The sequence below is a fragment of the Bacillus sp. 05T21 genome (assembly GCF_056396785.1).
On record NZ_JBFTMD010000005.1, the window covers coordinates 51,110 to 65,595 of the forward strand.

Below are 14,486 nucleotides of genomic sequence, written 5' to 3' on the forward strand. Positions count from 1 at the left end.
CAAATCATTTGCAAGAAAATAGAATAATAAAATGCGATAGTAATAGTTGCTAATACATAGGAGGAGTTAAAGTGAAAAAGACTTTAATTACAGGGTTATTGGTTACAGCAGTATCTACGAGTTGCTTCGTTCCTGTAAGCGCTTACGCTAAGGAGGGGCAAACAGAAGTGAAAACAGTATATGCGCAAAATGTAATTGCTCCAAATACATTATCCAATTCAATTAGAATGTTAGGGTCACAGTCACCACTTATACAAGCATACGGATTAGTTATTTTGCAACAGCCAGACATTAAGGTAAACGCTATGAGTAGTTTAACGAATCATCAAAAATTTGCAAAAACGAATGTACGAGAGTGGATTGATGAATATAATCCGAAGCTAATCGACTTAAATCAAGAAATGATGAGATACAGCACAAGATTTAATAGTTATTATAGTAAGCTCTATGAACTAGCAGGAAAAGTAAATGAAGATGAACAGGCAAAAGCAGATTTTACAAACGCATATGGAAAATTACAATTGCAAGTCCAAAGCATTCAAGAGAGTATGGAGCAAGATTTATTAGAGTTAAATCGATTTAAAACGGTATTAGACAAAGATAGTAACAACTTATCAATTAAAGCTGATGAGGCAATAAAAACACTTCAAGGATCAAGTGGAGATATTGTGAAATTAAGAGAAGATATTAAAAGAATTCAAGGGGAAATTCAAGCTGAATTAACTACTATTTTGAATAGACCGCAAGAAATTATTAAAGGTTCTATTAATATCGGTAAACAAGTATTTACAATCACAAATCAAACTGCACAAACGAAAACAATCGACTTTGTTTCTATCGGTACTTTAAGTAATGAAATTGTAAATGCTGCAGATAGTCAAACGAGGGAAGCAGCTCTTCGTATTCAACAAAAGCAAAAAGAGTTATTACCGCTTATTCAGAAGTTATCACAAACTGAATTAGAGGCGACTCAAATTACATTTGTTGAAGATCAAGTAAGTAGCTTTACAGAACTAATTAATCGCCAAATTACAACTTTAGAAACGTTATTAACGGATTGGAAAGTTTTAAATAATAATATGATCCAAATTCAAACAAATATTGAAGAAGGTACGTATACAGACAGTATTTTACTTCAAAAACATTTCAATCAACTTAAAAAAGTAAGTGATGAAATGAATAAGCAAACAAATCAATTTGAAGATTACGTTACAAACGTTGAAGTACATTAAACAGAAAAATAATTAGCGATATAGGGAGAGAAGAAAAATGACAAAAAAACCTTATAAAGTAATGGCTCTATCAGCACTTATGGCAGTATTTGCAGCAGGGAATATTATGCCGGCCCATACGTATGCAGCTGAAAGTACAGTGAAACAAGCTCCAATTCATGCAGTAGCAAAAGCTTATAATGACTACGAAGAATATTCATTAGGACCAGAAGGCCTGAAAGATGCAATGGAAAGAACAGGTTCAAACGCTTTAGTAATGGATCTGTACGCTTTAACAATTATTAAACAAGGTAATGTTAACTTTGGTAATGTATCGTCAGTTGATGCAGCTTTAAAAGGTAAAGTGATTCAGCATCAAGATACAGCTAGAGGGAATGCACAACAATGGCTAGATGTATTGAAGCCACAGCTTATTTCAACAAATCAAAATATCATTAATTACAATACGAAATTCCAAAACTATTATGATACTTTAGTTGCTGCGGTTGATGCAAAGGATAAAGCAACTCTTACGAAAGGTCTAACTAGATTATCAAGTAGTATTACTGAAAATAAAGCGCAAGTAGATAAGTTAGTAGAAGACTTAAAGAAATTCCGAAATAAAATGACGTCGGATACTCAAAATTTCAAGGGAGATGCAAATCAAATTACATCTATCTTGGCTAGTCAAGATGCTGGAATTCCGCTTCTGCAAAATCAAATTACAACGTATAATGAAGCAATTAGTAAATATAATGCAATTATTATCGGTTCATCTGTTGCGACAGCTTTAGGCCCAATTGCAATTATCGGTGGTGCAGTAGTTATTGCTACTGGTGCAGGAACGCCGCTAGGAATCGCATTAATTGCAGGTGGTACAGCAGCTGTAGGTGGTGGAACAGCTGGAATCGTATTAGCGAAGAAAGAGCTTGATAATGCACAAGCAGAAATTCAAAAGATAACAGGACAAGTTACAACTGCCCAATTAGAAGTGGCAGGACTAACGAACATTAAAACACAAACTGAGTATTTAACAAACACAATTGATACAGCAATTACAGCGTTGCAAAATATTTCAAACCAATGGTATACAATGGGATCGAAATATAATTCATTACTTCAAAATGTAGACTCTATTAGTCCAAACGACCTTGTTTTCATTAAGGAAGACTTGAATATAGCTAAAGATAGCTGGAAAAACATTAAAGACTATGCAGAAAAGATTTATGCTGAAGATATTAAAGTAGTAGATACGAAAAAAGCATATTAGTAATTAAACTGTTACAACATTATGTGTAGATAATTGATTATTATAAAATAGAGAGCTCCTGTTCAGTAGTGAGCAGGAGTTCTTTTACCTCTAACGTTTCATATCCTCATAAAAAGAATAGGTGATAAGTATGCGTAATAATTTCTATAAAAAATGCCTTTTAACGATAATGATTGCTGGAGTGGCAACGAGTAATGTGCTTCCTTTACATCCTTTTGCAGCGGAACAAAACGTAAAAACATTGCAAGAGAGTGCAAAAAAATATTCTCTCGGACCAGCAGGGTTCCAAGATGTAATGGCGCAAACGACATCAAGTATATTTGCGATGGATTCATATGCAAAATTAATTCAAAATCAACAAGAGACTGATTTGAGTAAAATAAGTTCAATTAATGGTAATTTAAGAGGGAATATGATTCAGCACCAAAGAGATGCAAAAATTAATGCGGCGTATTGGCTAAATAATATGAAGCCTCAAATTATGAAAACGGATCAAAACATTATTAATTACAATAATACTTTTCAAGCGTACTATAATAGCATGCTAGTAGCGATTGATCAAAAAGATAGCGTAAAGTTAAAAGCGGATTTAGAAAAGTTGTATGCGGACATTTTAAAGAATCAAAATGAGGTAGATGTATTATTAGGGAATTTGAAAGCTTTTCGCGATAGAATGGCGAAAGACACAAATAGTTTTAAAGAGGATACAAATCAATTAACAGCGATTTTGGCAAGTACGAATGCTGGTATTCCAGCTCTAGAGCAACAAATAAATACATATAACGATTCGATCAAAAAGAGTAACGATATGGTGATTGCTGGTGGTGTACTTTGCGTAGCATTAATAACTTGTCTTGCGGGCGGACCGATGATTGCGATTGCGAAAAAAGATATTGCAAATGCAGAACGAGAAATAGCCAGTTTAAAGAATAGAATTTCTGGAGCACAAGCAGAAGTGGCAATTTTGACAGATGTGAAAAATAAAACGACTAATATGACAGAAACAATTGATGCAGCAATTACAGCACTGCAAAACATATCAAATCAGTGGTATACGGTAGGTGCGAAATATAACAATTTACTACAAAACGTAAAAGGAATCAGCCCTGAAGAATTTACCTTTATAAAAGAAGATTTAAATACAGCGAAAGATAGCTGGAAGGATGTAAAAGATTATACAGAAAAATTACATGAAGGCGTGGCGAAATAAACAGCGGACTAGTTCCACTGTTTATTTTTTTATCCCGTTTTTTGTGAGAGCCGATCTTGTAATTTTACCCATAAGTTTGCCGTACATTTTATCAATGTAACTTTAGGATAATGTTTGGTCAAATTGATACTAATAACCTAGATAAACTCCTGATCACGCTTTTTATATTTAATATTTTAAGTAAAAAAGCTATACTATAGGCAAAACTAAAAATTGGAAAGGAAATACTAGAACATGGAAAATTATTTGTTATTTATTCTTACAGCAATCCTAATCATAATAATGCCTGGTCCCGGTTTTGCCTTGGTTACAAAAAACACTATCTCGCATGGTAAAAATGGTGGGATAAAGACCGTCTTAGGAACGGTATCTGGAATGATGATTCATACAATAATGGCTACACTAGGACTTTCTGCTATCCTAATGAAATTTGCTATGCTATTTACATTAATAAAATATGCTGGGGCTTTTTATTTAATTTACTTAGCTGTAAAGTCAATTAAAAGTGCCTTACATAAAAAAGAAGATATGTCAGGTTCAGTAGAAATGGACTCTAAGGATATTGGAGCGCTTAAAAGCTTTAGACAAGGATTTACTACGGCGATTTTAAATCCAAAAACTACTGTGTTTTTCCTTAGTTTTCTACCCCAATTTATTGTGAGTAATCAAAATCATTTCCTCCAATTTCTTTTATTAGGAGTCACATTTACGACTTTGACAGCAATATGGTATTTACTTTATATCTCACTCATACGTCAATTAAGAACTTTTTTAAGAAAAGAAAAAGTGAACCGTACAATAGAGGGTATTACTGGCGCAGTATTGTTAGTATTTGGAGTTAGGTTGTTTTTCCAAAAATAAATATGTATATGAAAAGAGAAATAATCAATGGTGGTTATTTCTCTTATTTATTTATTCTAAAACTGCCATTTTACAATTGACTTCACACCTTCATACTAATTTTATGCCCATATCTAATTTGAACTTTAAAAATGAGTTCCTTAATAACCTGACCGGTTTGCTTTGTAAGGAAAAATATTACATTACGGGGCGGGCTGATAATAAGTAAGGGATGGATAAAAAACCATTGATTAAAGTTTCACTGTATATACTAAGGGGAGTAGAAGTTTAGGCAGAGAAATTTAGGGAGTCGAAATTTCTTGCATAAAGCTGTATAATGCTTGTAACGAAAGGGAAATACAGGAAAGGGTTTGTAATGAGTTACTATGGATAAGGATAAACAACAATTAAGCGTTGAAGTTGCAAGATTATATTATCAATCAGATTATAGTCAGCAAGAAATTGCTAACAAATTAAATATCTCAAGACCGACAATCTCAAGATTATTAAAGTACGCGAAAGAAAAAGGATTTGTTCAAATTAGTATAGCTGATCCGTTTGCTGATTTAGATAACGTCGGGAACTTACTTAAAGAAAAGTACAACTTGTTAGAGGCGCATGTTGTATTTTCTCCAGTGCCAGAATATGCAACGATTACTGAGTATATTAGTAAATATGCAGCTGAGTATATGGAAAAGACAGTGAAAACTGGTGATATCGTTGGTGTAAGCTGGGGAATGACGATGTATGAAATCGCTAGGAAAATCGTACCGCAACATGTGAAAGGTGTAGAGGTTGTCCAGTTAAAAGGTGGCATTAGTCACTCAAGTGTAAATACATATGCGAATGAAACGATCGCGTTATTTGCAGATGCTTTTCAAACGACGCCAAGAAATCTACCTCTTCCAGTTATATTTGATAATGCGGTGACAAAAGAATTAGTGGAGCAGGATCGACATATTCATCACATTATTGAAATGGGAAAACAAGCGAATATTGCAATTTTTACTGTCGGAACAGTGCGTGATGAAGCGTTATTATTCCGATTAGGATATTTAGATAAGGATGAAACTAGCTTACTGAAAAAACAAGCAGTCGGTGACATTTGTTCACGTTTCTTTGACGGAGATGGAAATATTAGTAGTGAAGAAATTAATAAGCGTACAATTGGAATTGAGTTAGAAGAGTTAAAGTTAAAGAAACGTTCTATTTTAGTTGCAGGTGGTAATAGAAAAATAAAAGCAATTGACGGTGCGTTACGTGGCGGGTATGCAAATGTACTAATTATAGATCAGCATACAGCGAAAGAATTGTTACATTATCAAAAAGGTTAGAAATAAAAGGCTTTCTCAAAATATTAATTTTGAGAAAGCCTTTTATTTTTAGTATGAATAAATCAATGTGCAGTACCTTGTAAAGTATTTGTAAGGAACGCTCTTTGATTGATCTCCTTTTTCAAAAATTAGTGAGTTAGCCATAATATCTCTATCTACAAAACTCCATCCATCTTGCTCCATCATATCGATAAAAGGTTCCATTTTTCCGCGCTTTACTAAGTAGGGGTATTGATTATCTATCGGTTCTACTTCCACCATTTCTTTATCTTGAATAACCATCTTAGACATAGCTAAAGCAAATGGAACTGGGTTTCCTTATTGGAAAATAACATCCCTTTTATAAAAAATAAATATGGATAGTGAGGTGCATACTAGCAATGTGAATATAAAGAATTTTGACTTAAACAAGTGGTTCACATCCTTTATTTACAAGCTTATACTACTTTCAATGTATTACAAGAAATTCCCTTCTGAAAAAGAATGAACAAAAGTTCAAAAGTGTATTTACATTTGTTCAACTAAGGGTTAGAATGAAGTTGTTAAAAGATATGAGGAGTGAAGATAATGAACATTGCAAAGTTAATTGACCATACAATTTTAAAACCAAATTCTACAAAAGAAGATGTTATGAAAGTAATCGAAGAGGCAAAGCAATACAAATTTGCTTCAGTTTGTATTAATCCTACATGGGTAAAGCTAGCTGCTGAAGAATTAGCTGGACATGATGTAGACGTTTGTACTGTAATCGGTTTCCCATTAGGAGCAAGCACTACTGAAACAAAAGCATTCGAAACAAAAGATGCTATCGCAAAAGGTGCAACTGAAGTTGATATGGTAATCAACGTAGGTGCTTTAAAAGATGGCGACAATGAGTTCGTTGAAAAAGATATTTATGAAGTAGTACAAGCAGCAAAAGGAAAAGCTCTTGTAAAAGTAATCATTGAAACTTGCCTTCTAACAGATGAAGAAAAAGTTCGTGCTTGTGAATTATCAGTAAAAGCTGGCGCTGATTTCGTAAAAACTTCAACTGGATTCTCAACTGGCGGAGCAACTGCTGAAGATATCGCGTTAATGCGTAAAACAGTTGGACCAAACGTTGGCGTGAAAGCATCTGGCGGCGTTCGTACACGTGAAGATGCAGACAAAATGGTAGAGGCTGGAGCTTCTCGCGTTGGAGCAAGTGCTAGTGTTGCAATCGTATTAAATGATGCAAAAGGTGCTACAGATAACTACTAATCAATAAAGAGTGAAGAGCAATAGATACACAACGTATAGTGTATCTATTGCTCTAACAATTGAAAAAAATGTAAGCGGATACGAATGGGAGGAGACGGCTTATGAAATACTTAATCGGTGTTTTTGGCCTCGTATTGATTTTAGGTATCGCTTGGCTTGCTAGTAATGATAGAAAGAAAGTCAAATATCGCCCAATCATAACGATGGTTATATTACAATTCATTTTGGGGTTTTTATTATTAAATACAAGCGTAGGGAATATATTAATTAGCGGAATAGCAGATGGTTTTGGAGAATTATTAAAATATGCCGCTGATGGTGTGAATTTCGTATTTGGTGGATTAGTAAATCAAAAAGAGTTTTCATTCTTTTTAAGTGTATTAATGCCAATCGTATTTATATCAGCTTTAATAGGTATTTTGCAACACATTAAAGTATTACCTATTATTGTGAAATCTATCGGTCTAGTATTAAGTAAAGTAAATGGGATGGGGAAACTCGAATCATATAACGCGGTAGCTTCTGCGATTTTAGGACAATCTGAAGTGTTTATTTCAGTTAAGAAACAACTAGGATTATTGCCAGAGAAAAGAATGTATACATTATGTGCATCTGCAATGTCTACAGTATCTATGTCTATCGTTGGATCATATATGGTGTTATTAAAACCGCAATATGTTGTAACCGCTTTAGTGCTTAACTTATTCGGTGGCTTCATTATTGCTTCTATCATTAACCCGTATGAAGTTACTGAAGAAGAAGATATGTTAGAAGTACAAGAAGAAGAGAAAAAGACATTCTTTGAAGTATTAGGGGAATACATTATAGATGGATTTAAAGTTGCGATTACAGTAGCAGCTATGTTAATCGGTTTCGTTGCCCTTATCGCATTCATTAATGCAGTATTTAAAGGTGTAATCGGTATCTCATTCCAAGAAATTCTTGGTTATGTATTTGCACCATTTGCATTTATTATGGGTGTTCCATGGCATGAAGCAGTTAACGCAGGTAATATTATGGCGACAAAACTTGTATCAAATGAATTTGTAGCGATGACAGATTTAGCACAAGGAAACTTTAATTTCTCAGATAGAACGACAGCGATTATATCTGTATTCTTAGTTTCATTTGCAAACTTCTCTTCAATTGGAATTATTGCTGGGGCAGTTAAGAGCTTAAATGAAAAACAAGGGAATGTAGTCGCAAGATTTGGTTTGAAATTACTTTTCGGTGCAACGTTAGTAAGTTTCTTATCAGCAACAATCGTTGGCTTATTATTTTAACAGATTCATATAATATAAAAAGGAATGGTGATTACAATGAGAATGGTAGATATTATTGCGAAAAAACGTGATGGAAAAGAATTAACGACTGAAGAAATCAAATTCTTTATTAATGGATATACAGATGGAAGTATTCCTGATTATCAAGCGAGTGCACTTGCAATGGCAATTTTCTTTAAAGATATGACGGATCGTGAACGTGCAGATTTAACGATGGCAATGGTTGAGTCTGGAGAAACAATCGACTTATCAGCAATTGAAGGCATTAAAGTAGATAAGCATTCAACTGGCGGTGTTGGTGATACAACAACATTAGTATTAGGACCATTAGTCGCTGCTTTAGATGTACCAGTAGCAAAAATGTCTGGTCGTGGTTTAGGACATACGGGCGGGACAATTGATAAATTAGAAGCGGTAGAAGGATTCCACGTTGAAATTACGAAAGAACAGTTCATTGATATTGTAAACCGTGACAAAGTGGCTGTTATCGGACAAACAGGAAACTTAACACCTGCTGATAAAAAGATTTATGCATTACGTGATGTAACAGGAACAGTAAATTCAATTCCTCTAATTGCAAGTTCAATTATGAGTAAAAAAATTGCAGCTGGTGCTGATGCAATCGTACTTGATGTAAAAACAGGTGCTGGTGCATTTATGAAAACCGAAGAAGATGCAAAAGAATTAGCTCACGCAATGGTACGTATCGGAAATAATGTTGGACGTCAAACGATGGCAGTAATTTCAGATATGTCACAACCTCTTGGTTTTGCTATTGGTAACGCTCTAGAAGTGAAGGAAGCAATTGATACTTTAAAAGGCGAAGGTCCAGAAGATTTAACAGAATTAGTACTTGTATTAGGAAGCCAAATGGTCGTACTTGCGAAAAAAGCAAATACATTAGAAGAAGCTCGTGAAATGCTAATTGAAGTGATGAAAAATGGAAAAGCAACTGAGAAGTTTAAAGAGTTCTTAAGCAACCAAGGCGGAGACAGCTCAATTGTAGATAATCCAGAAAAAATGCCACAGGCGAAGTATGTAATTGATGTACCTGCAAAAACTTCAGGTGTGATTTCAAACATTGTTGCAGATGAAATCGGTATCGCAGCTATGTTATTAGGTGCTGGCCGTGCAACAAAAGAAGATGAAATCGATTTAGCGGTAGGATTAATGTTACGTAAAAAAGTTGGCGATGCAGTAAAAGAAGGCGAGCCGTTCGTAACGATTTATGCAAATCGCGAAAATGTAGAAGATGTAAAAGCAAAAATCTATGAGAACATTTCTATCGCTGAAACAGCAGTGGCTCCTAAATTAGTTCATACAGTTATTACTGACTAATCAATATTACATTTACTTTGAGGAGGAAATAATATGGATAAGAAAAAATATATCGAAGAAGCAAATAAGATGTTGTCAAAAGCATATATTCCGTATTCTAAATTTCCTGTTGGTGCAGCATTAGTTACGAAAGAAGGTAAAATCTATACTGGTTGTAATATAGAAAACGCTTCTTACGGTTTATGTAACTGTGCAGAAAGAACAGCAATATTTAAAGCAGTATCAGAAGGTGAGCGCGACTTTAGTTACTTAGTCATTACAGGAGAAACTGACGGACCTATTTCACCATGTGGTGCTTGTAGACAAGTTATTGCTGAATTTTGTGATCCGAAAATGCCTGTATTACTAACGAATGTAAAAGGTGATGAAAAAGAAGTGACTGTGGAACAGTTACTGCCAGGTGCTTTCTCAATTGAAGATTTAAAATAAGTTAAAAGGCCATTCCACAATGAATAGTTGCGGAATGGTCTTTTTTATTTTCAAAAAATAAAACGCAAGACTAACAATGTAATACTCTGTTCATATTCCGTTCATAAACTTTGAGTAAAATGATTGCATCGAATATGGAAAGTTTACAGCAGGAGGAATATGATGAAGAAATTATATAATGCAGCATTCATTTACTTAATTATTGGTTTATTATCAGGTGTATTTGCTAGAGAGTATACGAAAGCGCAAGGAATTAAAGGATCCACTATGTTGCAATTAGTGCATACACACGTATTAGTGCTCGGCTTCGTATTCTTTTTGATCGCTTTAGCTCTATTTAAAGTATTTAATGTCCGTGAAACAAAAAGTTTTCATGCGTGGTTTGTTGTTTATAACATAGGACTTATTTTTACAATCGCTACAATGGTATTTAGAGGTATTCTACAAGTGAATGGAACTGACTTTAATGGTTTAAGCCATATGGCTGGATTAGGTCATATCATTATAAGTGTTGGGCTCGTTTGGTTTATGATTTTGCTCAAAAAATCTTTTAAATAGATAGGAGTGGAGAGTATGAGTTTAGCACTTTTATCAAGTATAGTAGCGGTTTGTATGGCCGTTGGAGTTATGTTTCTTCGCTTTAAGTCAGCGAAAAAACCGGTAACGAAAAAGAAAATTATATTACCGCCAATTTTTATGAGCACTGGTGCAATGATGTACTTCTTACCAGAGTTTCGATTAACGTCTTTAGAAATAGTAGAGGCAATTAGCGTAGGACTTATTTTCTCTATATTTCTTATTAAAACATCTAAGTTCGAAATAAGAGGCGAAGACATATATATGAAACCATCAAAAGCGTTCATATTTATTTTAGTTGGTTTATTAGCTGTTCGGGTAGCATTGAAATCATATTTAAGTCAGTCGATTGATTTAACCCAATTAAGTGGAATGTTTTTCTTACTCGCTTTTGCGATGATTGTATCGTGGAGAATTGCGATGTATCGCTCGTTTACTAAATTAGAAAAGACAATAAAAAGAGCTGGAATTTCTATATAGGAATTTCAGCTCTTTTTATGTTTTATACGATTGTTTTTTTAGCTTTGATTTCATTTGCTTAATTTTAAACGTATTTGAGCATCTTGTAATGCAACTGGTGTAACGTTAAGACCATTTTGATCAACGATTTTTGTGTTTAATAAAATGGAATCTAAGCTCCCGCGAAATGTTTTTGTATAGTTTTGACGCAACATTTGTTGTTCTTGTTTTTCATCAACTGTTAATCCAGATGTTCTTTCTTTTTTTGATAATTCGTTAATACGGAATAAAATGTTTTTCATTTGTTTTCACCTCTAGTTAGATTTAATTACATTAGTTACTTACTAATGTATAGTTATTTTAACCTATCTTTTAATAAGTGTCAATGCCTATAAACATTCCTTGTTTTGTAAGTGTATGGGGTGATAAAGAATGAAAAAACTACAAATACTTGAAATAGAAAAGATGTTAATATACAATACCTAAGTAGGGTATATAGGGTATTGTTTTACTTTATGAGAGTAATAAGCAAAAAGGAGTATGTAATAATGAATTCAGTAATTTCAAGGAAAGAAACAATCATATCATATAGCATTGCAATTCTATTTATATTAGCGATGGTTACAGCTGGTGTACTATTAGATGATCCAGAAGTAATTTTGCCGGAAATAGCTGCGATGGCAATAGCTTTATGGGCATATCGTGAGCCGGGATGGCTAAGACAACCAGAAAAAATCTTTATTGCGCCGTCAATAACAGCTGTTATTGGTTTTGCAGTGAATCAAATGGATATTTCCTATATAGGAAAAGTTAGCTTAACACTTATATTAATGATGTTGTTTTTACGTGTTATTCAATCCAATTTAGCACCATCTATTGCGACAGGTTTATTACCATTAGTAACAAATGCGACGGAATGGTCATTTGTTATCTCAGTCTTCGTTTTGACATTTATTTTAATGATTGGTGTTCTTATTTTTAAATTGAATAACGGTATTGAGAGAAAAGTTAAAATCCAATATAAATATATGGTTGTATTTCTATTTTTAAATTTTGTATGGATCAGTTTATGTTGGATAACTGGTTATGAACAATTAGCGGTTATTCCGCCAATTCTAGTCGTTGTGTATGAATCACTTCAAAAACCGATGTACAATGAAAAAATGGCATTTAAACAAATAGTAGTATTAACTATATCGGCGACTGTTGGAACTTTATTGTATTTTGCAATCGATTCATGGATTGTAGTTACTTTATTAAATATGATATTGATGCTTATTTTGTTAAAAATAGTTGGGGTATGTATTCCAGCAGCGTATGCATTCCCATTACTTCCGCTCGTATTTCCTGATGAAATGATAAAGATGTTACCAGTAGGTTCATTTGTTGCAGGGGTATTTTTATTTGGTGCAGTACTACTGTATAAAAAATGGGAGATGAAGCAAAAGGGAATGCAAATGTAGAGAAGAAAATACAATCCCTAGTTAGCATAATAAATAGACACCCGCGGGTGTCTATTTTCATTAAATGAAATTTAGCCTAACTCATTTAAGCAATTAACAAGTTCTGTAGCTTTAGAAAAGAATGGTGAATGATCAGCTTCCAAAGTAATTATTTTCGTGCAAGGGGTCTCTGTATTCATTCGGCGTTGAAAATCAATTGGAATCGCTCTATCTAGAGTCGTTTCAATATAAATGCGATCTATAGTTCCAAAGTTCTTTTCTGATATTTTTAGTTTTTGTTGGAATGGTCCTAGTGGTTGAGGACGCATTTTTTTGAAAGAAGTTTCTTTAATCACTTCATTTTCGGTAGCATTTAAAAATGTTTGTTCAATTAGATTAGATGTAAGTTCAGCTGTCATGTCATTCTCATTTATAGAGAATTGTGGGCCAGCTTCTCCGTCTAACTTACTACCAAGACTTTCTCCATTTTGTGGCAAGAATGCACAAAGATATACTAATTTATCGATTTTATTTGGTATAAGCTCAGCGGTTTGAGTGATCACAATTCCACCCATACTATGTCCAACAAGAATAACTTTTTCATTTTGTTGATCTATAGTAGCTGTTACTGCATTAACATAGGAATCTAATGTTATATTTTGTGATGGAGTTGTATCTTTCCCACTTCCAGGTAAGTCTAGTGTAATAACTGTATGTCCGAAAGCCTCTAGTTGAGGTTTTACTAAATCCCATGCCCATTCACCTTGCCATGCTCCATGTACTAAAACGTAAGTACTCATTTAATCAACACTCCTCTAATGTTTATATGTTTATTTTTTCGTAATATTGATGATGTATAATTAGTGTATATGAAGTGGGTTGATAAATATAATGAAGCTTATTTATAGATGATATAAATAACTTTTATATAAGGAGAACAGAATGAACGTTTTTGATTTTAAAGTTTTTAAATACGTGGCTCGTTTGAACAGCATTAGTTTAGCAGCTAAGGAGTTACATATGACACAGCCGGCTATAACTCATATCGTAAACAAATTAGAGAAACGATATGCTATAACATTATTTGATCGCTCTAGACGAGGAACTGTTTTAACTGAAAATGGAAAAGAATTTTTAGTTTGTGTAGATCGACTTCTAATGGAGTATGAAAACCTTGAAGAAACAGCTTTACAATTAAAAAATAATAACTTGTATAAGATTATATTAGCTACATATCCTTCAGTTACTGTATATTGTTTGGCGGAGTGTATCCAACTAGGTAATTTTGATCAAAGTCAGTATGTGCTTGCAGTTCGAGAAGGAAGCTATCAAGAAGTGTTAGATTGGCTGTCTTCTGGAAGTGCAGATTTTTCTATTTCTATAAAAGAAAATTTAATACCAGGATTTCATTATGATGTAATTGGTGAAGATCCGTATGTTATGGTTTCTTCTAAGTCAGTTCCATCTGGTCTTACAATGAAAGAGTTGAAAAATTATCCTTTTATAATGCCGCTCTCTGGTTGTAAAGAAGTACTTGAACCATATTTGACGAAAAATGAAATAGTAGTTAATAAAGTGATGGAATCAGAGACCATTAGTTCAGCATTAGCACTTGCCTTACAGGTTAACGGTATAACAATTGTTCCAGTATCAGGACTACATAAGCAAATTATTCATGAATTCATCGTGCAACCGATAGAAATTAAAATTCCACGACAACTTATTATGCAATGGTCACCTAAAAAAGAAAATGACTCACTGTTTCTGGCGTTTGTTACGAATTTATTAGTACAATTACAAAATAAGAAAAATTGATAAAATGCTTTTAAAAAAGGTAAGTTCGATTCACTTGAAC

General features: G+C 33.5%; 15 protein-coding genes and 1 pseudogene. 13 read left to right on the plus strand and 3 right to left on the minus strand.

All coding sequences use genetic code 11. The annotated features are described in order from the left end of the window. Positions 1 to 71: 71 nt before the first annotated feature. From nheA to AC1DKZ_RS12455, 5 genes are all read left to right on the plus strand, one after another. The gene (gene nheA, locus AC1DKZ_RS12435) at positions 72 to 1,232 is read left to right on the plus strand and encodes a non-hemolytic enterotoxin NHE subunit A (RefSeq protein WP_476996348.1); all 1,161 of its coding nucleotides are present in this window, start codon (positions 72 to 74) and stop codon (positions 1,230 to 1,232) included. 37 nt (positions 1,233 to 1,269) lie between these two features. After that, on the plus strand, positions 1,270 to 2,481 hold the full coding sequence (nheB, locus tag AC1DKZ_RS12440; protein WP_476996349.1) for a non-hemolytic enterotoxin NHE subunit B: 1,212 nt from the start codon (positions 1,270 to 1,272) through the stop codon (positions 2,479 to 2,481). A gap of 130 nt (positions 2,482 to 2,611) precedes the next feature. Further along, positions 2,612 to 3,691 (plus strand): non-hemolytic enterotoxin subunit C, encoded by a 1,080-nt coding sequence (gene nheC / locus AC1DKZ_RS12445; protein WP_476996350.1) that lies wholly within the window; start codon positions 2,612 to 2,614, stop codon positions 3,689 to 3,691. A gap of 234 nt (positions 3,692 to 3,925) precedes the next feature. Further along, positions 3,926 to 4,552 carry a LysE family translocator gene (locus AC1DKZ_RS12450; RefSeq protein ID WP_002135644.1) on the plus strand — a complete coding sequence of 209 codons (627 nt, stop codon included), beginning with the start codon at positions 3,926 to 3,928 and terminating at the stop codon, positions 4,550 to 4,552. A 365-nt stretch (positions 4,553 to 4,917) separates the two neighbouring features. Beyond that, entirely contained in the window at positions 4,918 to 5,865 is a 948-nt protein-coding gene (locus tag AC1DKZ_RS12455) for a sugar-binding transcriptional regulator (protein WP_002086262.1), read from the plus strand. Positions 5,866 to 5,913: 48 nt separating this feature from the next. Here the strand turns inward: AC1DKZ_RS12455 and AC1DKZ_RS12460 are convergent. Then, a pseudogene (locus AC1DKZ_RS12460) lies at positions 5,914 to 6,276 on the minus strand (hypothetical protein). Between the two features lie 156 nt (positions 6,277 to 6,432). On the opposite strand from AC1DKZ_RS12460, the gene deoC reads away from it, so the two are divergent. The 6 genes from deoC (at position 6,433) to AC1DKZ_RS12490 (ending at position 11,210) form a co-directional block, all read left to right on the plus strand. Continuing rightward, complete coding sequence (gene deoC, locus AC1DKZ_RS12465) at positions 6,433 to 7,104, plus strand: deoxyribose-phosphate aldolase (protein ID WP_002012110.1); 672 nt, start codon at positions 6,433 to 6,435, stop codon at positions 7,102 to 7,104. Between the two features lie 101 nt (positions 7,105 to 7,205). Then, complete coding sequence (locus AC1DKZ_RS12470) at positions 7,206 to 8,387, plus strand: NupC/NupG family nucleoside CNT transporter (protein WP_002086257.1); 1,182 nt, start codon at positions 7,206 to 7,208, stop codon at positions 8,385 to 8,387. Between the two features lie 36 nt (positions 8,388 to 8,423). Next, complete coding sequence (locus AC1DKZ_RS12475) at positions 8,424 to 9,725, plus strand: pyrimidine-nucleoside phosphorylase (RefSeq protein ID WP_002086256.1); 1,302 nt, start codon at positions 8,424 to 8,426, stop codon at positions 9,723 to 9,725. A 33-nt stretch (positions 9,726 to 9,758) separates the two neighbouring features. Further along, on the plus strand, positions 9,759 to 10,154 hold the full coding sequence (locus tag AC1DKZ_RS12480; RefSeq protein ID WP_000358532.1) for a cytidine deaminase: 396 nt from the start codon (positions 9,759 to 9,761) through the stop codon (positions 10,152 to 10,154). Between the two features lie 162 nt (positions 10,155 to 10,316). After that, positions 10,317 to 10,712 (plus strand): DUF2871 domain-containing protein, encoded by a 396-nt coding sequence (locus tag AC1DKZ_RS12485; RefSeq protein WP_476996351.1) that lies wholly within the window; start codon positions 10,317 to 10,319, stop codon positions 10,710 to 10,712. A gap of 15 nt (positions 10,713 to 10,727) precedes the next feature. After that, a complete protein-coding gene (locus AC1DKZ_RS12490; RefSeq protein WP_002012104.1) occupies positions 10,728 to 11,210 on the plus strand; it encodes a CcdC family protein in 483 nt (160 codons plus the stop codon). Positions 11,211 to 11,260: 50 nt separating this feature from the next. On the opposite strand, the gene AC1DKZ_RS12495 is transcribed toward AC1DKZ_RS12490, so the two are convergent. Next, positions 11,261 to 11,491, minus strand: coding sequence for a DUF896 domain-containing protein (locus tag AC1DKZ_RS12495; protein ID WP_002035023.1), 231 nt, complete (start codon positions 11,489 to 11,491; stop codon positions 11,261 to 11,263). 246 nt (positions 11,492 to 11,737) lie between these two features. Between AC1DKZ_RS12495 and AC1DKZ_RS12500 the strand changes: the two genes are divergently transcribed. Further along, the gene (locus tag AC1DKZ_RS12500) at positions 11,738 to 12,652 is read left to right on the plus strand and encodes a hypothetical protein (protein ID WP_476996352.1); all 915 of its coding nucleotides are present in this window, start codon (positions 11,738 to 11,740) and stop codon (positions 12,650 to 12,652) included. 71 nt (positions 12,653 to 12,723) lie between these two features. Here the strand turns inward: AC1DKZ_RS12500 and AC1DKZ_RS12505 are convergent, their stop codons facing one another. Next, positions 12,724 to 13,431 (minus strand): alpha/beta fold hydrolase, encoded by a 708-nt coding sequence (locus AC1DKZ_RS12505; RefSeq protein ID WP_476996353.1) that lies wholly within the window; start codon positions 13,429 to 13,431, stop codon positions 12,724 to 12,726. Between the two features lie 142 nt (positions 13,432 to 13,573). On the opposite strand from AC1DKZ_RS12505, the gene AC1DKZ_RS12510 reads away from it, so the two are divergent. Then, positions 13,574 to 14,446, plus strand: coding sequence for a LysR family transcriptional regulator (locus AC1DKZ_RS12510; protein ID WP_002135647.1), 873 nt, complete (start codon positions 13,574 to 13,576; stop codon positions 14,444 to 14,446). The last annotated feature ends 40 nt before the right edge of the window (positions 14,447 to 14,486 follow it).

Coding starts and splice junctions, on each gene's coding strand:
- AC1DKZ_RS12470 (WP_002086257.1), top strand. CDS start 7,206: ATGAAATACTTAATCGGTGTTTTTGGCCTCGTATTGATTTTAGGTATC.
- AC1DKZ_RS12475 (WP_002086256.1), top strand. CDS start 8,424: ATGAGAATGGTAGATATTATTGCGAAAAAACGTGATGGAAAAGAATTA.
- AC1DKZ_RS12490 (WP_002012104.1), top strand. CDS start 10,728: ATGAGTTTAGCACTTTTATCAAGTATAGTAGCGGTTTGTATGGCCGTT.
- AC1DKZ_RS12485 (WP_476996351.1), top strand. CDS start 10,317: ATGAAGAAATTATATAATGCAGCATTCATTTACTTAATTATTGGTTTA.
- nheB (WP_476996349.1), top strand. CDS start 1,270: ATGACAAAAAAACCTTATAAAGTAATGGCTCTATCAGCACTTATGGCA.
- AC1DKZ_RS12500 (WP_476996352.1), top strand. CDS start 11,738: ATGAATTCAGTAATTTCAAGGAAAGAAACAATCATATCATATAGCATT.
- deoC (WP_002012110.1), top strand. CDS start 6,433: ATGAACATTGCAAAGTTAATTGACCATACAATTTTAAAACCAAATTCT.
- nheC (WP_476996350.1), top strand. CDS start 2,612: ATGCGTAATAATTTCTATAAAAAATGCCTTTTAACGATAATGATTGCT.
- AC1DKZ_RS12450 (WP_002135644.1), top strand. CDS start 3,926: ATGGAAAATTATTTGTTATTTATTCTTACAGCAATCCTAATCATAATA.
- AC1DKZ_RS12455 (WP_002086262.1), top strand. CDS start 4,918: ATGGATAAGGATAAACAACAATTAAGCGTTGAAGTTGCAAGATTATAT.
- AC1DKZ_RS12480 (WP_000358532.1), top strand. CDS start 9,759: ATGGATAAGAAAAAATATATCGAAGAAGCAAATAAGATGTTGTCAAAA.
- AC1DKZ_RS12510 (WP_002135647.1), top strand. CDS start 13,574: ATGAACGTTTTTGATTTTAAAGTTTTTAAATACGTGGCTCGTTTGAAC.
- AC1DKZ_RS12495 (WP_002035023.1), bottom strand. CDS start 11,491: ATGAAAAACATTTTATTCCGTATTAACGAATTATCAAAAAAAGAAAGA.
- AC1DKZ_RS12505 (WP_476996353.1), bottom strand. CDS start 13,431: ATGAGTACTTACGTTTTAGTACATGGAGCATGGCAAGGTGAATGGGCA.